The organism is Streptomyces sp. NPDC057287 (assembly GCF_042667905.1).
Classification (GTDB): Bacteria; Actinomycetota; Actinomycetes; order Streptomycetales; family Streptomycetaceae; genus Streptomyces.
Map to the genome: position 1 here is coordinate 415,672 of NZ_JBHUYV010000004.1, position 21,366 is coordinate 437,037.

Sequence of the window (21,366 nt, forward strand, 5' to 3'; positions counted from 1 at the left end):
CGATGGCATCGAACACGCTTGTCTCCCGGCGCGGACCCGGCGCAGGCAGGGCCCGCCGCCGGGAGACCGACCAGAGCCGCCAGCGGACCCTCATCTCACCGGCCCAGCTCGGCCGGCCACGGGGGAAGGCGCTCTACTGGATCATCTTCGCCCTGGTCGTGGCGGCCTTCACGCTCGCCTTCCTCGGCCCCCTGTACTGGATGGTCACCGGTGGTCTCAAGACCACCCAGGAAGTCGTGCAGAGCCCGCCCACCGCTTTCCCCTCCTCGATCCACACGGAGAACTACTCCCAGGCGTGGAACGTGATGGACCTGGCCCAACTGCTGTTCAACACCCTGTACTACGCGTTCGGGGCGCTCGCCTTCCAGCTGGTCCTCGACGTTGCCGCCGCCTACTCGCTGTCCAAGCTGCGCCCGATGTTCGGCAAGGTCATCCTCGGCATGATGCTCGCCACCCTGATGATCCCGGCGACCGTGCTGGTGGTCCCGCAGTACCTCACGGTCCTCGACGTGCCGATCTTCGAGCGCAACCTGCTCAACTCGCCCTGGGCGATCTGGCTGCCCTCGGTCACCAACGCCTTCAACATCTTCCTGCTGAAGCGGTTCTTCGACTCCATCCCGGGCGAACTCCTCGACGCCGCGGCCATCGACGGCGCCTCGCCCCTGCGGACCCTGCGCTCCATCATCCTGCCGATCTCCCGGCCGATCCTGGGCGTCGTCTCCATCTTCGCGGTCGTCGGAGTCTGGAAGGACTTCCTCTGGCCCATGCTGACCCTGCCCGACCCCGGGAAGCAGACCCTCAACGTCGGCATCTACTCGCTCTCCAACGGGGTGCCGACGAACGTCCTCATCGCGGCGCTCACCATCGCGTCCGTGCCGACGCTGCTCATCTTCCTTCTCTTCCAGCGCAACATCATGAGCGGTCTGACCGCGGGCGGCCTGAAGGGCTGACGCCCCAGCTACACCGCCTCCCACCAGCACTCCGCCGCCGGCCCTTCCATCACATGCCCCGCGTCCGGGCCGGGGGCGGAGTACCTCCTGCCCGAAAGGAACGTCACGTGGCAGCCATCCGTCCGACCGAGGCCACCGCACCGTGGTGGCGCGACGCCGCCATCTACCAGGTCTACGTACGCAGCTTCGCCGACGGCGACGGAGACGGCACCGGCGACCTCGCAGGAGTACGGGCCAGGCTGCCGTACCTCGTCGAACTGGGCGTGGATGCCCTGTGGTTCACCCCCTGGTACCTCTCTCCGCTGGCCGACGGCGGCTACGACGTGGCCGACTACCGGGCCATCGACCCTGCCTTCGGCCATCTCGCCGAGGCGGAGAAGCTCATCGCCGAAGCCCGTGAGCTGGGTATCCGCACCATCATCGACATCGTCCCCAACCACGTCTCAGACCGGCACGACTGGTTCCGGGCCGCACTGGCCGCCGCCCCCGGCAGCCCCGAGCGCGAGCTCTTCCACTTCCGTGAAGGGCGGGGCGAGCACGGGGAGATCGCGCCCAACGACTGGGTCTCCGAGTTCGGCGGTACCCCGTGGACCAGGATCGATGACGGACAGTGGTACCTGCACCTGTTCGCCTCGGAGCAGCCCGACCTCAACTGGGCCCACCCAGCGGTCCGCCAGGAGCACGAGGACGTCCTGCGCTTCTGGTTCGAACGCGGCGTCGCGGGTGTGCGGATCGACTCGGCCGCCCTGCTCGCCAAGGACCCCGCCCTGCCCGACTTCGTCAAGGGCACCGACCCTCATCCCTTCGTCGACCGGGACGAACTCCACGACATCTACCGCTCGTGGCGGGCCATCGCGGACGAGTACGACGGCATCTTCGTCGGCGAGGTCTGGCTCCCCGACTCCGAGCGCTTCGCCCGCTACCTGCGGCCCGACGAGCTGCACACCGCGTTCAACTTCAACTTCCTCGCCTGCCCCTGGGACGCCGGGCTCCTGCGTGCCGCGATCGACGACACGCTGGCGGAGCACGCCCCGGTGGGAGCCCCCGCCACCTGGGTGCTGTGCAACCACGACGTGACCCGCACGGTCACCCGCTACGGGCGCGAGGCGACCGGCTTCGACTTCGCGGCCAAGGTCTTCGGCACGCCGACCGACCTGGAGCTCGGTACCCGCAGGGCCCGGGCGGCAGCCCTGCTCTCCCTGGCGCTGCCGGGCGCCGTCTACCTCTACCAGGGCGAGGAGCTCGGACTGCCCGAGGCCGACATCCCGCGCGACCGGATCGAGGACCCGATGCATCTGCGCTCGGGGGGCGTCGACCCCGGGCGTGACGGCTGCCGGGTCCCGCTGCCCTGGTCCGCCGGCGAACCGCACGCGGGCTTCGGATCCACGGCCGAACCCTGGCTGCCGCAGCCGGCTTCCTGGCCCTCGTACGCCGCCGAGGAGCAGGCCGGCGATCCCGGCTCCATGCTCACCCTGTACCGCGAGGCGCTGGGGCTGCGCCGCCGGGAGCCGGGCTTCGCCGCCGCCCCCGGCGAGACGGCCGACGGCCGGCTGAACTGGCTGCCCTCTTCTCCGGGCGTCCTCGCCTTCGAGCGGACCCACGGCCTCATCTGCGTCGTCAACCTCTCGGGGAGCCCGGTCCCGCTGCCGGACCATGACGAGATCCTGCTGACCAGCGCCCCGCTGGACCCCTCCGGTCTGCTCCCGGGTGATACCGCGGCCTGGCTGCGCGGGAAGCGATAGCGGGGGAGCGGAGGCTGCGGCACAGTGGTCGTATGGACGATCTGGACGCTCTCGCCGACGAGCACCTGGCCGCAGCCCGCGCCAACGCCCACGGCCGCAGCGCGCACCTGCTGCTGCGCCAGGAGCCGCTGCGGCAGACGGTGATCGCGCTCACCGGGGGCTCCGCCCTCGACGAGCACAACGCGCCGCCCGCAGCGTCGCTCCAGGTGCTGCGCGGCACGGTCCGGCTCACGGCGGGATCCGGTGACGTGGACCTCGCGGCGGGCGTGCTGCACCCCATCCCCCAGGAGCGGCACGGTCTGCTGGCCCTGGAGGACGCGGTGGTGCTGCTCACCGCCGTCAACGACTGAGCAGGCCGGGAGTACAACGGCGGGACCGAGGCATGAGAGAAAGGGAGGCAGCAGGGACGCCGGGCACATCCGTGCCGGTGTCCTGACCGCCCGCCCTTCCTACGTCCCCCGGAGTATCCGCGTGCCCAGCAGGACCGAAGACCCCGTCGCGGAACCGGCCGCACCCCCGGCAGGGCGCGCCGCCCGGGCGAGGCGCTGGCGCACCGCTCTGCGCCGCACCCCCGTGTCGTTGTGGAGCGACGACCTCTCCGACTGGGCGGCGGCCCTCACCTACTACGCCATCCTCGCCCTGCTCCCGGCACTCCTGGTCACCGTCTCCGTCATCGGCCTGGCCAACCCCGATGCCACCAACGCGCTGATCGCCGACATCACGGCCTTCGCGCCCGCCGAGTCCGGGGCGGCCCTGCGCCGGCCCCTGGAGGCAGCCACCCAGGAGCGCACCGCCGTCTGGCTGCTCGTCGCCACCGGAAGCATCAGCGCCGTCTGGTCGGCCTCCAGCTATCTCGCGGTCTTCCGCAGGGCCATGCACACGATGCACCACGTGAAGGACACCAGGCCCCCGCTGCGACAGGCGCACATCATCGTGGCCTCCGCGGTCGGGCTCCTCGTCCTGCTGATGGCCAGTGCCTTCGCCCTCGTGATGACCGGGCCCCTGGCTCGCTGGCTCGGCCGCCGGCTCGGCCTGGCCCAGGCGGGCGAGACACTCTGGGCGGGTCTGAAGTGGCCCGTGCTGCTGTGTCTGGTCGTCTGCCTCATCGTGGTCCTCTTCAGCACCGGCCCGCGCTCCGCGCGCGGGGTGCGCCAAGGGCTGCCCGGCGGTGTCCTCGCGGCGTTCCTGTGGCTGGTGGCCTCGGCCGGATTCGCGCTGTACGCGACCCACATCGGCAGCTACAGCAGGCTGTACGGTTCGCTGGCCGGCCTGGTCGTCTTCCTGATCTGGATCTGGTTCACCAACCTGGCTCTCCTGACCGGCGCCCAGTTCAACGTCGAGCTGGCGCGGACTGCCGAAAGCCGGGAGGACCAGTCCTGAGGGGCCCGAGGGCCTTGTGGGAGCGCTCCCAAAAAGCAAGGATGGGGCGATGAACAGGACCGCGTACGTACGCCCCTACCGTCCCGCCGACGAGGAGGCCCTCGCGGACATCTGTGTCCGCACGGCCGACAACGGCGGTGACAGCACGCATCTGTACCCCGACCCCGGCCTGATGCCCGCCCTGTTCGCCGCGCCCTACGCCCACCTCGAACCGGAGCTGGCCTTCGTCCTGGACGACGGCTCCGGCCGCGCGGTCGGCTACGTCCTGGGGACCGCGGACACGCGGGGGTTCGTGGACGCCTTCCGCGCGACCTGGCTCCCGCGGGTCACGGACCGCTTCCCCGAGCCCGAGGGTGAACCCGGCACCCTCACCGAGGCGATGACGGCCCTCCTCCACCGCCCCGAGCGCATGGTCCTCCCCGAGCTGGACGGACACCCCGCGCACCTGCACATCGACCTGCTCCCGCCGTGGCAGCGAAGGGGGCACGGCAGGGAGCTGATGGGCGCCTTCCTGGGAGCGCTGCACCACAAGGGTGTCCGGGCGGCTCATCTGTCCATGCTGACGGCGAACACCCCGGCCAGGGCCTTCTACGACCGGCTCGGATTCCAGGTGATCGACGTGCCCGATCCCGGGCCGCTGACCTATCTCGGGCGTTCCACGGCGGGTGTGGGGGCGTAGAGCTGGGCAGGTAGTGGGTGGCGAGCCCGGGAGAGGGCCCGGGCCGCCGGTTCGGAGGGGTGAGCGGCATGACCGAGGACAGCGCATGGGGCTTCGCGGACGACCGGGGCCGGCTGGTGGTGGCGGACCGCCCGCCGTCCCGGGTGCTCGCGTACGTCCAGGCGGGAGCCACGCTGTGGGACTACGGGGTACGCCCGGAGGGGATCTTCGGCTCCGGGCACGACGGCGCGGAACCCGACCGTGCGAAGACGGGCACGCTCCCGCTGGAGGCCCTGGACTACCGGGGTGCGGGTGACGACCTGGACGTGGACACGCTGTTACGGGGCAGGCCCGACCTGGTCGTCGCCGTCAGCTACGGCCACGGCCAGCTCTACGGACTGGACCCGGACACCGCCAAGCACCTGGAGGAGCGCGTTCCGGTCGTCGTGATCGACGTGGGCCAGGCCCGCACCCTGGACCGGGTCGCAGAGCGCTTCGCCGAGCTGGCGCGCTCGCTCGGCGGCGCGCCGGCCCCCGGCGCGGCGGACGACCTGCACGCGGCCCGAGAGCGACTCCGTGCGGCAGCCGGTTCAGGAGGGCCCGGGGTGGTGGCCCTCTCGCCCGCGAGTCAGGAGCAGGCGTATGCGGCGCGACCGCACATGTGGCCCGAGCTGCGCGTCCTGGCCGAGCTGGGGGTCGCGCTCGTGTCCCCGCCCGAGGGGACCGGCGTCAACTGGGCAACCCTCGACTGGGCGGAGGCGGCGGCCCTGGAGCCAGGCGTCGTCCTGACGGACATCAGGTCCAACGCGATCCCGCTCGACGAGATCGCCGCCCCCGTCTGGGACAGTGCGGTAAGGCAGGCGCGGACGGTGCCGTGGAATCCGGAACCCCTGTGCAGTCCGCAGGCCCACGCCCGATTCCTCGGGCTCGTGGCGGAGGCGCTGGAGGCGGCGGCGAACAGCTGAGAATTTTCCAAAAAAAATTCTGCAAAAGTATTTTGGCAAAGGGTGGACCGGCCCTAGGCTGCGGCCATGGACAGCGACGCGTCACACCGCGTACTCGACGCCGAGCGCGACTCGGCGGCGCTGAAGGCGCTCACCCACCCCCTGCGGCTGCGGCTGCTCGGCCTGCTGCGGCAGCACGGACCGGCCACCGCGAGCGAGCTCGCCGTCAGGACGGGGGAGTCCTCCGCCTCGACCAGCTACCACCTGAGGGTGCTGGCCAAGTACGCCTTCGTCGCGGAGGCGGAGCACCGGGACGGACGTGAGCGCCGCTGGACGGCCGTGCACTCCGTCACCTCGGCGAGCAACGCGGCCATGCTGGCCACCCCGGCGGGCCGGTCCATGCTCGTGCTGGGCAGGCGCCGCCAGATCGAGCACCTGCAGGAGTCGGTGGACCGGCACGAGGCGGACATCGAGGCGGGCCGGCTCGGAGAGGAGTGGCACGACCCCTCGGGGATCGACGACCTCATGCCGCGGCTCACGCCGGAGTCCCTCCGTGAGCTCCGGGACGCGATCGACGCCAAGGTGGCGGAGCTGACCGCACGCGACGAGCACGACCCCCGGGCCGAGCAGGTGGTGCTGCTCACCGCCGGACTCCCGCTGGCTCCGGCCGGGCCGGACGCGCCGGCCGGTGACGGGACCTCCGGCACCGGAACCGCCACGTGAGCCGGCCGTCGGGCTCCGGGACGTTCCCCGGGCCCGGGGAACGCTCCGCGCTCCGCGGATACGTCACGGTGTCGTTCCTCTTCTGGCTGCCCGCGGGCCTCGCGATGGCCCCCATGGTGCTGCTGCTCACCGAGCGCGGCCTGACGCTCGCCGCTGTCGCCGCGGCCTACGCCGCCCACTCCCTGACCGTGGCAGCCCTCGAACTCCCCACCGGCGGACTCGCCGACGTCATCGGCCGCCGCACCGTCCTGGCCGGCGCGGGCGTACTCAACGCCTGCGCCCTGGCACTCATAGGCCTCGGGACGGCCCCGTGGGTGATCGTGCTCGGCATGGCCCTGATGGGAGCGGGGCGCGCCCTGTCCAGCGGCCCCGCCGAAGCCTGGTACGTCGACACCGTGCACGCCCACGCGGGCCCCGACGCCGAACTCCGTACAGGGCTGGCGCGCGGGGCCGCCGCGTCCTCCGGCGCCGTCGCCATCGGTGTCCTGCTCGGCGGTGCGCTGCCCTGGCTGCTCGGCCTCGGCCCGGACGCGGGATCCGCGCTGCGCGAATTCACCTCGGGGCTCGTCCTGCCGCTCTCCGTCCCCCTCCTGCTGGGCGTGGCCGTCGAGCTCCTCTACGTCCTCCACGTCCTGACCGCGCTGACCGAACCTCCCCGCCCCGCCGCCACCCTGCGCGGTGTCCTGCGGGACGTTCCCGGTGCCATCGGCGCGGGGCTGCGCCTCGGGACCGGGGACGCGCTCGTCCGCCGCGTCCTGATGACCACCGGCGCAGCCGGCACCGCACTCGCGGCCGTCGAACTGCTCACCCCGGGCCGCGCCGCCGCGCTGACCGGGTCACCGGAGTCCGGGGCGGTGCTCTTCGCGGGCCTCGCCGCTGCCGGATTCGTCTGCTCCGCGCTCGGCAGCCGACTGGCGCCGCTCGTCGCCCGGCTCGCGGGCGACGGGGAACGCGCGGTCCTGGTGAGCCTCGGCGTGAGCACGGCCGGCCTGCTGGCCCTGGGCACCACCGTGAGTGCCACGGGCGGACTCCCGGCGGCGCTCGCCGCCGCCGGTTACGGGCTGGTGTACCTGGGTCTTGGCGCCGCCGGGCCCAGCGAGAACGACCTCCTGCACCGACGGGTCGACGCTTCGGGGAGGGCGACCGCCCTCTCCGTGCAGTCGCTGGCCCAGCAGCTCGTCGGGGCGGCGGCGGGCCTCGCCGTCGGCGTACTGCCCGCCGGCCCGCTGCCGTGGCTTCTCGGCGCCGTCGTGCTCCTGGCCGGAACGCTGCTCTGGGCCCGGCGCGCCCCCGCCGCGTCCGCGGCCGTGCCGGCCCCCGCGTCCGAGTGAGACCCGTACGGACGCCCCGGATCGCGCCCGCTGCCTCCCTTGGCGAGGCTGGCCCGAAGCCGGGACGCGAGATCCCCGTACCCCCAGGAGCAGACATGCAAGAGGACAAGCACCCGCCGTACCGTCCCGTGGTCTTCCGCGACCGCTCCGCCGGGTACGCCTTCCTGACCCGGTCCACGGCGTCGAGCGAGCAGACGATCGACTGGGACGACGGCAACAGCTATCCGGTCATCGACGTGGAGATCTCCGCCGAGAGCCATCCGTTCTTCACCGGGAAGGCAAGGGTGGTCGACACCGAGGGCCAGGTCGCCAAGTTCGAGAAGCGCTACGGCGAGGAGGCCTGAGCCCCGGGTCCCCGCGGTTCACCGGGCACGGGCAGAATCGGCGGCACCCGTGCGCGGCAGCCGTGCCGCACCGGGCGCCCCGCCCGCGTCCTCCAGGAGACCCGCCCCATGCCCGACAGCCCCGCCCTGCTGGTCATCGGCGAATGCGTCGCCGACGTCGTCCGGCTGCCGGGCGCGCCCGACCGGGTCCACCCCGGCGGCAGCCCCGCGAACGTCGCGTACGGCCTGGCCAGGCTGGGACGGGACACCACCCTGATCACCCAGCTCGGCCCGGACTCCCACGGGCGGCTGATCGGGGACCATCTGGCCTCGGCCGGGGTGCGGGTCCTGACGGACGGGAGCGGGGCGCCGACCCCGGCGGCCGTGGTGGATCTCGACGAGGCGGGCAGGGCCGCGTACACCTTCGAGATCACCTGGACGCTGGGCCCGGTGGAGCCGCCGGTGGGGCCCCGCCACGTCCACACCGGGTCCGTCGCCACCGCCCTGGAGCCCGGCGCGGACACCGTACTCGGCCTCGTCCGCTCGCTCGGGGCGGACGCCACGGTCAGCTACGACCCCAATGTGCGGCCCGCACTGATGGGGGACCACGGCCGCGCCGTACGCCGCGCGGAGAGCTGCGTCGCGCTCAGCGATGTCGTCAAGGCCAGCGACGAGGACCTGCGGTGGCTGTACCCGGACGAGGAGCCCGGGGCGGCAGCCGAGCGGTGGCTGCGCTCCGGACCGTCGGTCGTCCTGGTCACCCGGGGGCCCCGAGGGGCGCTGGCCTTCCTGCCGGGTGCGAGGGTGAGCATCGGCGCGCCGCCCGTCCCGGTCGCGGACACGGTGGGCGCGGGCGACGCCTTCATGTCCGGCACGCTTCACGCCCTCGCCTCCCACGGACTGCTCGGAGCGCGGGGCCGCACGCGGCTGCGCTCCCTGGACCCGGCCGTTCTGACCGACGTGCTGCGCCACGCCGTGGCGTCGGCCGCCGTGACCGTCGCACGGGCCGGCGCGCTGCCCCCCGACGAGGACGAGTTGGCAGCGGCCCTGACCAGCACGCCTGTCCCGGAGCGGTAGCGCCTCCAGGGGGTGTCCTCCGCCGTACCACGGTCGTTGATTTCGTTATGACCGTGCCCCTTACCGACACCGCCCCACCGTCCACGACGGAACTGCTGACCGGGGTCCTCCTCGGTCCGGAATTCCGCCGCGAGCACGGCTTCTGGCAGCGGCTGATCAGCACAGAACCGTTCCGCCGCCCCGTCGGCGGAACCCCCGACGAGCGACTGGAACTCGCCTACGACCGCTTGCGGATCCTCAACCACTCCCTCGACAGCGGAGCCCGCCTCGCCTCCGACCCGCGGGCCCTGGCCGCCCTGCACGCCTGGCTCGGCCCGGTGGACCCCGCTCTGACGACCGTGGCGGGCATCCACTACAACCTCTTCCTCGGCAGCCTCCTCGACCACGGGTGCGTAGGCCGCCGCGACCTGTCCGACTACCTGACGATGCGGCGCATCGGCACCTTCCTCTGCACGGAGGTGGCGCACGGCAACAACGCGGCGGCCATGGAGACCACCGCGACGTACGACCGCGAACGGGACGGCTTCGTCCTGCACACCCCGAACGCGGGCGCGCAGAAGTTCATGCCGAACACCAGCCCGGCGGGCGGGGCCAAGTCCGGACTGGTCGCCGCACGCCTGGTCGCCGACGGCTGCGACCACGGGGTGCGCCTCTTCCTGGTGCCGCTCACCGATGACGTACGGCCCCTCCCCGGCATCCGGGTGCGGCGGCTGCCCGCCCGGATGGGAAGCCCCGTGGACCACTGCCTGACCTCGTTCGACCGGCTGTTCGTGGCGCGGGACGCCCTGCTGGGATCCGGGGAGGAGGGGGGTGGACCGGGAGAGTTCCGCACCGGCCCCGGGGACAGACGGCGGCGGTTCCTCACCTCGATCGGGAGGGTCACCCCCGGCCGGATCTCCATGAGCGCGTGCGCGGCCGGCTCGGCCCGCGCGACCCTCGCGGTCGCCGTGCGCTACGGGGGCCACCGGCTGATCTCCGGTGCCCGGGGTGCCTCGCCCGTGCCGGTCGACGCCCACCGGACCCATCACGGACCGCTCGCCTCGGCCATGGCCACGGTCTTCGCCATGAGCCTGCTCTACCGCAGGGCGCAGGAGCGCTGGGAGGCCCGCACGGACGAGGACGGCCGGACGGAGGCGGCGAGACTCGTCGACGTCGCCAAGGCGTGGATCACCTGGCGGGCCCGCGAGGTCATCGTCGAGAGCCGTGAACGCTGCGGCGCGCAGGCGCTGCTCGAGAACAACGGCATGACCGAACTCGTCACGGGTGTGGAGGGGGCGATCACCGCGGAGGGCGACAACATCGCCCTGTACGCCAAGGCGGCGGCCGACATGCTCTTCGCCGGGAGCTCCGGCGGGGACGGCGGCGGCTCGGGCCGGGTCCCGCGTCCCGGGGACCTGGCCGATCCGCGCTTCCTGCGCCGGCTCCTCGCCTCGGTCCAGGACATCTGGTTCGCCCGGGCCAGGGAGCGCGCGCTGGCGACGGCGGGGGCCGACGCACTCGGACGCTGGAACGCGGCCTCGGGCCCCGCCCTGCGCGGGGTCGAGGCCTATGCGTACCGGCAGGCGGCCGAGGCCTACGCCGAGGCCCGCGCCGCGCTGCCCGAGGGGGCCGCCAGGGACCGGCTGGGTGAGCTGGAGCGGCTGTTCGCCGTCGAGTGGGTGGCCCGCAACAGCGGCGACCTGCTGGCCGCCGGGCTCCTGAGCGGCGATCAGGTGGACGCGCTGGCGGAGACCGGGGAGGAGCTGATCGCGGCCGTCGCCGCGCACTCCAGGGAACTCGCCGACTCCTTCGCCCTTCCCGAGGAACTGCTCGCCGACTGGCCCATCGCCGGGCCGGGTTACGCGGACGCGTACGACGATCCCCGGGGACCCTGGACCACCTCCCCGGCGGACGCCCGGTGAGCGCCGTACACGGGGCGCGGACGGTCCGCGGCCGCCTGGGGGAGCGCCTGGAGATCCTGGGCCTGCGCGTGGTCCTGCTGGCGTACTGGGGCACGGTGTCCGTGCTGGCCCGCCTGACCGGGAACCCGCAGACGTAGGGCGGCGAATCGGTTCACCCCAAGCGCTGACCGGCCGACGGCCGGCCTGCACGCAGGCGCCGAGGCAGGCCCGCGGCAGCGGCGACGGCCCCCGAAGCCGTCGCCGCACCGCGTGATAGCTTGCAGACGCCAGTCACACTCCACGTGGAGTCAGGGAATCCGGTGCGAATCCGGAGCTGACGCGCAGCGGTGAGGGGGACGGGCGGAGCCAAGGCCACTGGCACACCCTCGGGTGGACCGGGAAGGCGCTTCGTCCGGACGAACCCGAGTCCGAAGACCTGCTGGCACCCGCCTCCCTGCCGGGAGCGGAACTCCGTACCGGGCTCCGCGCATGAGCCCAGAGACGCAGAGGGACCTTGTGCCGCCCATAGCCAGCACCGTACGCCGAACCGCCCTGCTCGTCGCGGGACTTGTCCTGCTGAACGCTTGCGGCGGAGGGAGCACCACCGGGGGCGCGGCGCCGGGGGGTTCCGCAGCAGGCTTCCCCGTGACGTTGAAGAACTGCGGCCGGACGGTGACCGTCGACGCCGCACCGCGTCACGCCGTCTCCCTCAACCAGGGGTCCACGGAGATCCTGCTCTCCCTGGGCCTGGCCGACCGGCTCGCCGCCACCGCGACCTGGACCGACCCGGTGATGAAGGGCCTGGAGAAGGACGAGGCCACGGTGGACCGCATCGCCGGGAACCAGCCCTCCTCCGAGAAGGTCCTCGCCGAGGAACCCGACTTCGTCAGCGCCTCGTTCGAATCGACCCTCGGCAAGGGCGGTGTGGCGTCCCGCGACCAGTTCGAGGACCTGGGCGTACCGACCTATCTCGCCCCCTCCGACTGCGTGGGCAAGGACAACTCGGGCAGCGGCGACGGTTCCCGCGCCGAGCCCCTGACCATGGACCCCGTCTACGACGAAGTGCGCGACCTGGCCAAGGTGTTCGGCGTCCCGGAGAGGGGCGAGAAGCTCGTCACGAGCCTCCGGGGCCGCATCGACAGGGCGACGGCGGACGTCGACGCCTCCGATGCCACCCTGCTCTACTGGTTCGCCAACGCCGAGGCCCCCTACCTCGCGGGCTGCTGCGGTGCACCCGGCGTCATCACCGGGGAACTCGGCGCGAAGAACGTCTTCGACGACACGCACGAGGAATGGCCCCAGATCAACTGGGAGACGGTCGCCGACCGCAACCCCGACGTCCTGGTCATCGGCGATCTGACCCGCAAGTCGCAGACGGCCGAGAGCGCCGAGAAGAAGATCGAGTTCCTGGAGACCAACCCCGCCACGAGGAACCTGGACGCCGTCCGGCACAAGAGGTACGTGCTGCTCAGCGGTCAGGCGATGAACCCGACCATCCGCACGGTGGAGGGCGTGGAGCGGGTCGCGGCGGGACTGCGCTCGTTCGGACTCGCGGGGTGACGAGGACCGACGACGTACCGGAGACCCGCGTGGAGGAACCCTCCGCGGACCGGACGGCCGCCGGAGCGCGCGTCCTGCGCGACGGCCTCCTGTGGAGCGCAGGAGCAGCCCTCCTGCTCCTGTCCGTCGCGGTGGCCGTCACCATCGGGCCCGCCCGCATATCCGTCCCTGACGTCTGGTCCGCCGTTGCCTCGCACCTCGGCCTCGGCGACGCGCGGCTGACGCCGATCCGCGACGGCATCATCTGGAACCTGCGCATGCCGCGCACCCTGCTCGCCGCGGTGTGCGGCGCCGGGCTCGCGGTGTGCGGCACCGTGATGCAGTCACTGCTGCGCAACCCGCTGGCCGATCCGTTCGTCCTCGGCGTCTCCTCGGGCGCGTCGACGGGTGCGGTCGTGGTCGTCGTCCTGGGCGTCGGCGGGGGAGCGGTGTCGGTCTCGGGCGGTGCCTTCGCCGGGGCGCTGTGCTCTTTCGCCCTCGTCCTGCTGCTCAGCCACACCCTCGGTGGCTCCACCGACCGGGTCGTGCTCGCGGGGGTCGCGGCGATGCAGCTCTTCTCCGCGCTCACCTCGTTCGTCGTGATGACCGCCGCCGACGCCGAACAGACCCGTGGCGTGCTCTTCTGGCTGCTCGGCTCGCTGAGCGGAGTGGGCTGGAGCGACGTGTGGATGTGCTCCGCCGTGCTGGCCGTGACCCTGGGCGTCTGCCTCTCCCACGCCCGCACCCTCGACGCCTTCGCCTTCGGCCAGGACGCCGCCGCGGCCCTCGGGGTGCATGTGGCCCGTACCCGGATCGTGCTGCTCTGCACGACCGCGCTGCTGACCGCCGCCCTCGTCAGCTCGGCGGGCGCCATCGGGTTCGTGGGGCTCGTCCTGCCGCACGCCGCCCGGGCGCTGACGGGTTCGGGGCACCGCAGGCTGCTGCCGGTGACCGCGCTCGCCGGAGCGGTCTTCCTGGTCTGGGTCGACACCCTGGCCAGGACCGTCCTCGACCCGCAGGAGGTGCCGGTGGGCGTGGTCACCTCCCTCATCGGGGTGCCCGCCTTCGTCCTGGTCCTCTACCGCACCCGGAGGAGCTCGTGACGCGGGTGGAGCACGGAACGGGAACGCCCCGCGAGGGCCTGCGGGCCGCGCGGGTCAGCCGCGAGGCCGGCGGGAGGATCGTCCTCGACGGGGTGAGCATCGCGCCGCCGCCCGGCACCACGGTCGGGCTCCTCGGGCCGAACGGCTCCGGCAAGACCACGTTGCTGCGGGTGATGGCCGGTGTGCTCGCCCCCGGCGCGGGCGTCGTCACACTCGACGGCCGCACCCTCTCCGAGACCGGCCGACGGGGCGTGGCCCGTCGTGTGGCCGTCGTCGACCAGCACGCCGTCACCCAGGTCGACCTGAGCGTGCTGGACGTCGTACGCCTCGGCCGCATCCCGCACCGGCGCGCCTGGTCCGCGCCCGGCCCCGAGGACGAGGCGGCCGTACGCGGGGCGCTCGCGCGCACCGGGCTCCAGGACCGCGCCGCGCAGTCCTGGCACACCCTGTCCGGGGGCGAGCGCCAGAGGGTCCAGATAGCCCGCGCCCTCGCCCAGCAGCCCCGCGAACTCCTGCTGGACGAACCGACGAACCACCTGGACATCCAGCACCAGCTGGAGCTGCTGGCCCTCGTCGCCGCGCTGCCCGTCACCGCGGTGGTAGCGCTGCACGACCTCAATCTGGCCGCGATGTTCTGCGACCGGGTCACCGTCATGAAGGACGGCCGCGTCGTGGCCGGCGGCACGCCCTCGGAAGTGATCACCGAGGAACTCATCGCGGACGTCTACCGGGTACGCGCGGTGGTCACGCCGGACGGGCCGGACGGACGGCCGTCGGTGCGGTTCCTGCCCGGCTGATCCGTCCGGTGGGATCAGCCGTGACGAAGGGGCGGGCCCATATCCGGGTCCGCCCCTCGCAACTGTCATGCGGCCTCTCGCCGCTGTGGGAGGGGGTCAGCGACGACGTCCCTGGCCGAACTCGCCGCCCATGTCCTTGTCGCTGCCCATCTCCTTGCCGTCCGCGTAGTCGATCTTCTCCTTGCGGAGTTCGGCGGAGACTTCCTTCTGCTCGGTGACCTTGCTGGTCTCGAGACGGACCCGCTCCACCGGGATCGCCTCCTTGCTGACGGTGGCTCGTTCGGCGTGCAGGGTGACTTCGACGTCCTGTTCGCCGAGTTCGCTCCGCCCCTTCGTGCCCACTCCCTTCTCGCCCGGCTGCAGAGGCTCGCGCACCACGCGCACCTCCTCGTGGGACACGGGCACCGTCCGCGTGACGTTCTCGGTCACCACGTACTTGTGCAGGCGCGCCCTTCCGCTCTCGTACTCCTCCGTGCCGACCTGGAGCTGCTCCTCGGACCGGATCATCTCCTCCCGGCCCCCGGCGCCCGTGGCGGACCGCTCGGCTCCGGCTCCCGCGAGCGGTCGCGACGTGGAGGACGTGTCCATGTCGCGGTGCCTGCCCGCTCCGGCACCGGTGGTGCCCATGCCGGCCGGCGTGCCGGTGGCCTTCGCCTGGCCGCCCGAGGTGGTCCGGGCCTTGCCGGCGGCACCGGCTGCCCCGGCGGCACCCGCCGCGCCCATGGCTGCGGTTCCGGTCCCGGACGTGGTGCGCGCGTCGCCGCCCGCTCCGCCGTGCCCGGCTCCCTTCCTCGTCAGCCCGTAGTGCCGGTAGAGCTCCTCCTCCTCCGATACGGAGAGGTGCGCGTCCGCGTCCACCCGAGGGGCGTCCTTGACCGTGTCCTTCGGATGCGAGACGTGCAGGTCGGAGCCCACACGGCGGGCTCCGGCAAGTGGTACGAAGCTCTCCTTCATGCCGAACATGCCGGTCTTGACCGTGATCCAGTCGGGCTTGCCGGTGTCGTCGTCGACGTACACCCGCCCCACCGTGCCGACCTTCTCCCCGTCACTGTCGTAGACGGTCAGACCGTCGAGCTCTCCGGAATCCGTGAAACCGTCAGCGGCTCCCATGGCCGATTCCTCCTCGCCCGGGCGCGTCCTGCGGGTGGGCCCAGCAGGGGAGGCGCGTCCGGCTTCCATCGCGCCTCACCCGGTTGGACGGTGCAACTTCCCGGTCCGGACGGCGGGCGGCCCAGGACACCGGGGAAGGGCGGTGGCCCCGCTCCACGCGGATATCCGCCCGCCACAGGCGTTACGCCATTCGGGTGAGCACTCGCCCGGGTGCGCCTGATGTGCGGAGCCGGCCCGCCCGTATGATCGACGCTCCGCTGCCGACCGTCGGCAGGCCGGTCACGGGGGGTGCGCCATCGGATCCGCAGGCATCCGGCTGCCCCGCCAGCGTGGCGTGCTGCTCGCCCGCCAGGAGGACGGTGCCGGGCTTCACCATCTGGTCTGGCGGCTGGGCCCCGGCTGGAGGGTGTGCAGCAGCGCGGTGCTCGGCGGCGGGATCGGCGCACGCGCCTGGATCCTGAACGCCCAGGTGCCCGGCGGCTATCCCCGGCTCGACCCGGACCGGCACCTTGCGGAGATCGCGGCGGCAGAGGATCTCGACGGCCCCGGCGCCGGACTGATGACCGCCGCGGACGTCACCGCGTACACGGTCGCCGACGACGGTGGCGTCACCGCGACCGTCACCAGCGGACTCGGCGTCCGGGGATGGGCCGCCGCCCCGGACGAGGGCGCGGACGGCCCGCTCCCCCCGGGCACCGTCAACATCGTCGTCGTCGTTCCCGTGGCGCTTTCCGACGCGGCCCTGGTCAACGCGGTGGCCACCGCCACCGAGGCGAAGGTCCAGGCACTCCTGGACGCCGGACTCGACTGCTCCGGCACTCCTACGGACGCGGTGTGCGTCGCCGCGCCCGACCCGGGAGGGCAGCCGGCCGAACCCTTCGCCGGACCGCGCTCGCGGTGGGGAGCGCGACTCGCCAGATCCGTGCACCGCGCCGTTCTGGAGAGCGCCCTGCGGCAGTCTTGAAGCCCACCGGTCCCGGGACCGTCCGCCCGACGAAGGGAACATCCATGACCACCGCGTCGCCCGCCTCCGGCACACCGACCGTCGCTGTCCTGGGCACCGGGACCATGGGGTCGGGGATGGCCCGCAGCCTGCTCAGGGACCGGATCCCCGTCCGGGCGTGGAACCGCACGCGCTCCAGGGCCGAGCCACTGGCCGGCCACGGCGCCACCGTGACGGACACGCCCGAGGAGGCGGTCCGCGGAGCCGATGTCGTCCTCACCGCGCTGAACGACGGCCCGTCCGTGGCGGAGACCCTCACCGCCGCCGCCCCGGGACTGCGAGCCGGCCAGATCTGGCTGCAGAGCTCCACCGTCGGTCTCGACGCCACGGCCGACCTGGCCCACCGGGCCGCCGCACTGGGGCTCGTCTACCTGGACGCACCGGTCTCCGGCACGAAGCAGCCCGCCGAGCAGGGCGCGCTCACCGTGTTCGTCTCCGGCCCGTCCGGTGCCCGCGCCGGTGTGCTGCCGGTCCTGGACGCCATCGGCCAGCGCACCGTATGGGTCGGGGAGGAACCGGGGGCCGCCACCCGGCTCAAGCTCGTCGCCAACACCTGGGTGATCAACATGGTCAACGGTGTGGCGGAGTGCCTCAATCTCGCCGAGGGACTCGGGCTCGACCCGCAGCTGTTCCTGGACGCCATGAAGGGCGGCCCGCTCGACACGCCCTACCTCCAGGGCAAGTCGGCGGCGGTGCTCTCCGGCGATCTCAGCCCGAGCTTCGCGCTCTCCACCGCGCTCAAGGACACGCGGCTGATCCTCGAAGCCGCCGAGGCCGCAGGGGTGCGGCTCGACCTGGTCGCCGCCTCCGCGGAGCGGTTCAGCCGGGCGGAGGCGGCCGGACACGGCGGCCAGGACATGATCGCCACGTACTACGCGGGCCGTCCCGAATGACGGGTCAGACCACGGTCACCGGGTGCCTCACCACCGCGTCGAAGAGATAACCCTGCGTGTTGTGGGCGGTGGTGGCCGGCTGCGTACGGCCCGAGCGGTCCGTCGCCCGCGCGAGCAGGACTCCGGGGCCCGCCGCCTCCGGAACCCAGTCGGCCGTCCACCGGACCCAGCTCCCGGACCGGGGCTCGTCCCGCAGCCGGGCGGGGCGCCACCGAACGCCGCCGTCGGTGCTGACCTCGACCGAACGCACCGGGCCGCCGCCCGACCAGGACCGGCCGGTCAGCAGATGCCTGCGGTGGGCCGCGAAGGAGGCGCCCTGCGCCAGCTCGAAGGCGCTCTTGAGCGTCTGGCGGGTCAGCGGCGCACTGCCCTCGGGCGGGTGTCCGGGGCCGAACAGCCGGTACAGGCCCGTGTTCCACGGACTCAGCAGCGGCTCCGCGCTCACCTCGATGTCGCCCACCCACTTGATGTTCGCGATACCCACCCAGGACGGCACGATCAGCCGGACCGGAGCGCCGTGGTCGGGCGGCAGCGGCTCGCCGTTCATCTCGTACGCGAGGATCACGTCGTCCAGCGCCTTCGCCACCGGCAGCGGTCTGCGCACCCGGCCCAGGTTCGTCCCGTCGCTGATGACCTCCGCGTCCAGGCCGCGTGGCAGTACGTCGACCGCGTGCCGGCCGATGCCCGCCCGGCGCAGCACGTCGGCCAGGCGCACACCGCGCCAGCGCGCCGTCCCGATCGCCCCCAGCGTCCACGCCGTGCCGCTGACCTGCTGGCTCTGCTGCGAGCCGAAGAAGCTCCGGCCGTTGCCCGCGCACTCGACGAACGCGGTGCGGGTGACGGACGGCAGGGCGCGCAGCGCCGCGTAGGAGAAGTCCACCGGCTCGCCGGTCAGCCCGCTGCCCCAGACCGTCAGCTTCCATCCGGCGGCGTCGAGGAGCGGTGTCGCGGTGTGGTTGCGTACGAAGAAGCGGTCGGCGGGGGTGAGCAGCCCGGTGCCGCGCAGGGCCGCGAAGTTCGTCTCGGCGTTGGTTCCGCGCAGCGTGAACAGCTCGGCGGGCAGTGGTTTCACCACTCCCGGGAGCCCCTCCGCCGCGCGGGCGGGGGTAGCGGCGGCCGGTATCAGCGGGACGGCGGCCGAGGCCGCGGCGATCAGCTTCAGCAGATCACGGCGGTCGATCCCGGCCGATCTCGCACGGCCGCGGGTCCACTGGTGGAGACGTCTCCGGTCGTAGGCGGCTTCGGACGTCGGCAGCGAACTCATGGGTGCTCCAGGGGGAAGTGGGTCAGGGGGATCAGTTCATGAACCGGACAGCAACTCCCGTACGAGGGCGCCGGTCTGGGCGGTCTCGATGAGGAAGCCGTCGTGCCCGTACGGGGATTCGATGATCCGGAGGCGGTCCGCGCCGGGCAGCAGCGCGGCGGTCTCCTCCTGCAGTGCGGGTGGGTAGAGCCGGTCCGAATCGATGCCCGCGACCAGGGCCGGCATGTCCGCCCGGCCTAGTGCCCGCGCGACCCCACCGCGGCCCCGGCCCACGTCGTGCCCGTTCATCGCCTCGGTGAGCGTCACATAACTGCCCGCGTCGAAACGGCGTACCAGCTTGGCCGCGTGGTGGTCGAGATACGACTCCACCTGGTAGCGCCCGCCCCGCGAGGGAACCTCACCGTGCTGCGCCCGGCGGCCGAACCGCGTCCCCAGCTCCGCCTCGCCGCGATAGGTGACGTGGGCGATCCGCCGGGCCAGCCCGAGTCCCCGGTGGGGCCCCGCTCCGGGCGGCGCGTCGTGGTAGCCGCCGTCCTGCCACCCCGGGTCGTTCCGGATCGCGGCGATCTGCGTGCTGCCCCAGGCGATCTGTTCGGCACCGGACGCGGCGGGCGCGGCGAGCACCAGCAGCGATCCCGTACGGCCGGGGCGGCCGACCGCCCATTCCAGCGCCCGCATGCCGCCCATCGAGCCACCGATCACCGCGGCCCACCTGTCGATCCCCAGGGCGTCCGCGAGCCGCGCCTCGGCCGCCACCTGGTCACGGACCGTCAGGTACGGGAACGCGGCGCCCCATGGGGCGCCGTCGGGCCGCCGCGAGGAGGGCCCGGTACTGCCCTGGCACCCGCCGAGGACGTTCGGCGCCACGACGTACCAGCGGTCGGTGTCCAGCGCACGGCCGGGCCCCACCAGGGCGTCCCACCAGCCGGCCGAGGGATGGCCGGACCCGGCGGGACCCGCTGCGTGACTGTCGCCGGTCAGCGCGTGCAGGACCAGCACGGCGTTGGCACCGTCCGGCGCGAGCCGGCCCCAGGTCTCGTACGCGAGCCGGACACCCGGCAGCACGGCACCGGACTCCAGCCCGAGCGGACCGTCGAGCACCACCCACGAGCGGCGGCCGGGAGGGTCCCCCTCCCGCCAGCCTCCGGCAGCCGGCGGGAGAGGGAGCGCGGGGGGAGCGGCCACCCGGTTCAGGACGCCGCCTTGGCGGCGCGGAACCCCGCCTCCAGGTCCGCCTTGAGGTCGTCCAGGTTCTCCAGGCCGACGGAGAGCCGCACCAGCCCCGCGGTGGCCCCTGTGGCGGCGAGCTGCTCCTCGGTCAGCTGGCTGTGCGTGGTGGACGCCGGGTGGATGATCAGACTTCGCACATCGCCGATGTTGGCGAGATGGCTGAACAGCTCGACCGCGTCCACGAAGCGCTTGCCGGCCTCCACCCCGTCCCGGAGCTCGAAGGCGAGCACGGCTCCGGCGCCGCGCGGCAGGTACCGCCTGCCCGTCTCGTACCAGGGGCTCGACTCGAGGCCGGCGTAATGCACCGCGGACACCTCGTCGCGGCCCTCCAGCCAGCGGGCGAGCGCCAGCGCGTTGGACGTGTGCCGCTCCAGGCGCAGGCTCAGCGTCTCCACGCCCTGGAGGAGCAGGAAGGCGGAGTGGGGCGCGAGCGCGGGGCCGAGGTCGCGCAGCAGCTGGACCCGGAGCTTCACCGCGAAGGCGCCGTGCCCGAGATCGGGCCAGTACCGCAGACCGTGGTAGCTGGGGTCGGGGGTGTGGAAGTCGGGGAAGCGCTCGGCGTGCGCGCCGAAGTCGAAGGTGCCGCCGTCCACGACGACGCCGCCGAGCGTGGTGCCGTGGCCGCCGAGGAACTTCGTCGCGGAGTGGACCACGATGTCCGCCCCGTGCTCCAGCGGCCGCAGGAGGTAGGGCGTGGGCACGGTGTTGTCGACGATCAGCGGGAGCCCCGCAGCGTGCGCCACGTCCGCCACACCCCGGATGTCGAGGACGTCTCCGCGCGGATTGCCGAGCGTCTCCGCGAACAGGGCCTTGGTGCCGGGCCGGATCGCGGCCCGCCACGCCTCGATGTCGTCCGGGTCCTCCACGAACGACACCTCGATGCCGAACCGGGGGAGCGTGTGCCGGAACAGGTTGTACGTCCCGCCGTAGAGGGACGCCGAGGAGACGACATGGTCCCCGGCGCCGGCCAGTGTCAGGAGCGCGAGAGTCTCGGCCGCCTGGCCGGAGGCGAGCGCGACGGCGGCGACTCCGCCCTCCAGAGCGGCGATCCGCTGTTCGAGGACGTCCTGCGTGGGGTTGTGGATCCGGGTGTAGATGTTGCCCGGTTCGGCCAGCGAGAAGAGGTCGGCCGCGTGCTTGGTGTCCTTGAAGACGAAGGACGTCGACTGGTAGATCGGCACCGCCCGGGCGCCGGTCGTCGGATCTGGGGCCGCGCCGGAGTGGATCTGCTTCGTCTCGAAGGACCAGGCGGCCCCGGCCTCCTGGCGCTCGTGGTCCTCGGGGGTGTGCCCCGCGGTGACGGAGTCGACGGGCTGGCTCATGTCATACCTCGCACGGTCGTTCGGAGGATGCCCGCGCGAGCACGGTGGCGACGCGGCGGCGGCGTACTGGTTACGGACGGTAGAGGCCGCCCGAGCC

Annotated in this window: 21 protein-coding genes and 1 riboswitch; of the genes, 17 read left to right on the forward strand and 4 right to left on the reverse strand. The window is 73.1% G+C overall.

All coding sequences use genetic code 11. The features are described 5' to 3' along the window. Nucleotides 1–2 precede the first annotated feature (2 nt). The 15 genes from ACFUNE_RS10645 to ACFUNE_RS10715 all read left to right on the forward strand — a co-directional run bounded on the left by ACFUNE_RS10645 (nucleotide 3) and on the right by ACFUNE_RS10715 (nucleotide 14,447). The gene (locus ACFUNE_RS10645) at nucleotides 3–950 is read left to right on the forward strand and encodes a carbohydrate ABC transporter permease (protein ID WP_383564867.1); all 948 of its coding nucleotides are present in this window, start codon (nucleotides 3–5) and stop codon (nucleotides 948–950) included. A gap of 107 nt (nucleotides 951–1,057) precedes the next feature. Then, entirely contained in the window at nucleotides 1,058–2,692 is a 1,635-nt protein-coding gene (locus ACFUNE_RS10650) for a glycoside hydrolase family 13 protein (RefSeq protein WP_383564869.1), read from the forward strand. Between the two features lie 32 nt (nucleotides 2,693–2,724). Beyond that, nucleotides 2,725–3,042: a cupin gene (locus ACFUNE_RS10655; RefSeq protein ID WP_383564871.1), complete on the forward strand. Its 318-nt coding sequence runs from the start codon at nucleotides 2,725–2,727 to the stop codon at nucleotides 3,040–3,042. A gap of 121 nt (nucleotides 3,043–3,163) precedes the next feature. Next, a complete protein-coding gene (locus ACFUNE_RS10660) occupies nucleotides 3,164–4,072 on the forward strand; it encodes a YihY/virulence factor BrkB family protein (protein ID WP_383564873.1) in 909 nt (302 codons plus the stop codon). Between the two features lie 49 nt (nucleotides 4,073–4,121). Beyond that, nucleotides 4,122–4,751: a GNAT family N-acetyltransferase gene (locus ACFUNE_RS10665; protein ID WP_383564875.1), complete on the forward strand. Its 630-nt coding sequence runs from the start codon at nucleotides 4,122–4,124 to the stop codon at nucleotides 4,749–4,751. 68 nt (nucleotides 4,752–4,819) lie between these two features. Further along, a complete protein-coding gene (locus ACFUNE_RS10670) occupies nucleotides 4,820–5,695 on the forward strand; it encodes an ABC transporter substrate-binding protein (RefSeq protein WP_383564877.1) in 876 nt (291 codons plus the stop codon). 66 nt (nucleotides 5,696–5,761) lie between these two features. Then, entirely contained in the window at nucleotides 5,762–6,397 is a 636-nt protein-coding gene (locus tag ACFUNE_RS10675; RefSeq protein WP_383564879.1) for a helix-turn-helix domain-containing protein, read from the forward strand. Next, nucleotides 6,394–7,728: an MFS transporter gene (locus tag ACFUNE_RS10680; protein WP_383564881.1), complete on the forward strand. Its 1,335-nt coding sequence runs from the start codon at nucleotides 6,394–6,396 to the stop codon at nucleotides 7,726–7,728. The genes ACFUNE_RS10675 and ACFUNE_RS10680 overlap by 4 nt, the downstream gene beginning before the upstream one ends. A gap of 95 nt (nucleotides 7,729–7,823) precedes the next feature. After that, nucleotides 7,824–8,072 carry a type B 50S ribosomal protein L31 gene (locus tag ACFUNE_RS10685; protein WP_383564883.1) on the forward strand — a complete coding sequence of 83 codons (249 nt, stop codon included), beginning with the start codon at nucleotides 7,824–7,826 and terminating at the stop codon, nucleotides 8,070–8,072. A gap of 108 nt (nucleotides 8,073–8,180) precedes the next feature. After that, complete coding sequence (locus ACFUNE_RS10690) at nucleotides 8,181–9,128, forward strand: carbohydrate kinase (protein WP_383564885.1); 948 nt, start codon at nucleotides 8,181–8,183, stop codon at nucleotides 9,126–9,128. 47 nt (nucleotides 9,129–9,175) lie between these two features. Continuing rightward, complete coding sequence (locus ACFUNE_RS10695) at nucleotides 9,176–11,029, forward strand: acyl-CoA dehydrogenase (RefSeq protein ID WP_383564887.1); 1,854 nt, start codon at nucleotides 9,176–9,178, stop codon at nucleotides 11,027–11,029. Next, nucleotides 11,026–11,166, forward strand: coding sequence for a hypothetical protein (locus ACFUNE_RS10700; RefSeq protein WP_383564888.1), 141 nt, complete (start codon nucleotides 11,026–11,028; stop codon nucleotides 11,164–11,166). The genes ACFUNE_RS10695 and ACFUNE_RS10700 overlap by 4 nt, the downstream gene beginning before the upstream one ends. Before the next feature lie 113 nt (nucleotides 11,167–11,279). Further along, nucleotides 11,280–11,467, forward strand: a riboswitch (cobalamin riboswitch). A gap of 30 nt (nucleotides 11,468–11,497) precedes the next feature. Further along, nucleotides 11,498–12,568: an ABC transporter substrate-binding protein gene (locus tag ACFUNE_RS10705; RefSeq protein WP_383564889.1), complete on the forward strand. Its 1,071-nt coding sequence runs from the start codon at nucleotides 11,498–11,500 to the stop codon at nucleotides 12,566–12,568. Beyond that, nucleotides 12,565–13,650: a FecCD family ABC transporter permease gene (locus ACFUNE_RS10710; RefSeq protein ID WP_383564891.1), complete on the forward strand. Its 1,086-nt coding sequence runs from the start codon at nucleotides 12,565–12,567 to the stop codon at nucleotides 13,648–13,650. The genes ACFUNE_RS10705 and ACFUNE_RS10710 overlap by 4 nt, the downstream gene beginning before the upstream one ends. A 5-nt stretch (nucleotides 13,651–13,655) precedes the next feature. Next, nucleotides 13,656–14,447, forward strand: a complete 792-nt coding sequence (locus ACFUNE_RS10715) for an ABC transporter ATP-binding protein (protein ID WP_383564893.1) — start codon at nucleotides 13,656–13,658, stop codon at nucleotides 14,445–14,447. Nucleotides 14,448–14,543: 96 nt separating this feature from the next. On the opposite strand, the gene ACFUNE_RS10720 is transcribed toward ACFUNE_RS10715, so the two are convergent. Beyond that, nucleotides 14,544–15,557: a PRC and DUF2382 domain-containing protein gene (locus ACFUNE_RS10720; RefSeq protein WP_383564895.1), complete on the reverse strand. Its 1,014-nt coding sequence runs from the start codon at nucleotides 15,555–15,557 to the stop codon at nucleotides 14,544–14,546. A gap of 334 nt (nucleotides 15,558–15,891) precedes the next feature. Between ACFUNE_RS10720 and ACFUNE_RS10725 the strand changes: the two genes are divergently transcribed. Continuing rightward, a complete protein-coding gene (locus ACFUNE_RS10725) occupies nucleotides 15,892–16,521 on the forward strand; it encodes an adenosylcobinamide amidohydrolase (RefSeq protein WP_383564897.1) in 630 nt (209 codons plus the stop codon). Between the two features lie 44 nt (nucleotides 16,522–16,565). Beyond that, nucleotides 16,566–17,453, forward strand: a complete 888-nt coding sequence (locus ACFUNE_RS10730) for an NAD(P)-dependent oxidoreductase (RefSeq protein ID WP_383564900.1) — start codon at nucleotides 16,566–16,568, stop codon at nucleotides 17,451–17,453. 4 nt (nucleotides 17,454–17,457) lie between these two features. Here the strand turns inward: ACFUNE_RS10730 and ACFUNE_RS10735 are convergent, their stop codons facing one another. Genes ACFUNE_RS10735 through ACFUNE_RS10745 form a run of 3 tightly spaced genes read right to left on the reverse strand, consistent with a single transcriptional unit; the run spans nucleotide 17,458 to nucleotide 21,269 of the window. Further along, nucleotides 17,458–18,717, reverse strand: coding sequence for a sulfite oxidase (locus ACFUNE_RS10735; RefSeq protein ID WP_383564902.1), 1,260 nt, complete (start codon nucleotides 18,715–18,717; stop codon nucleotides 17,458–17,460). Nucleotides 18,718–18,753: 36 nt separating this feature from the next. Next, on the reverse strand, nucleotides 18,754–19,911 hold the full coding sequence (locus tag ACFUNE_RS10740; protein ID WP_383564992.1) for a homoserine O-acetyltransferase: 1,158 nt from the start codon (nucleotides 19,909–19,911) through the stop codon (nucleotides 18,754–18,756). Then, a complete protein-coding gene (locus ACFUNE_RS10745) occupies nucleotides 19,908–21,269 on the reverse strand; it encodes a bifunctional o-acetylhomoserine/o-acetylserine sulfhydrylase (protein ID WP_383564904.1) in 1,362 nt (453 codons plus the stop codon). The genes ACFUNE_RS10740 and ACFUNE_RS10745 overlap by 4 nt, the downstream gene beginning before the upstream one ends. Nucleotides 21,270–21,366: the final 97 nt, after the last annotated feature.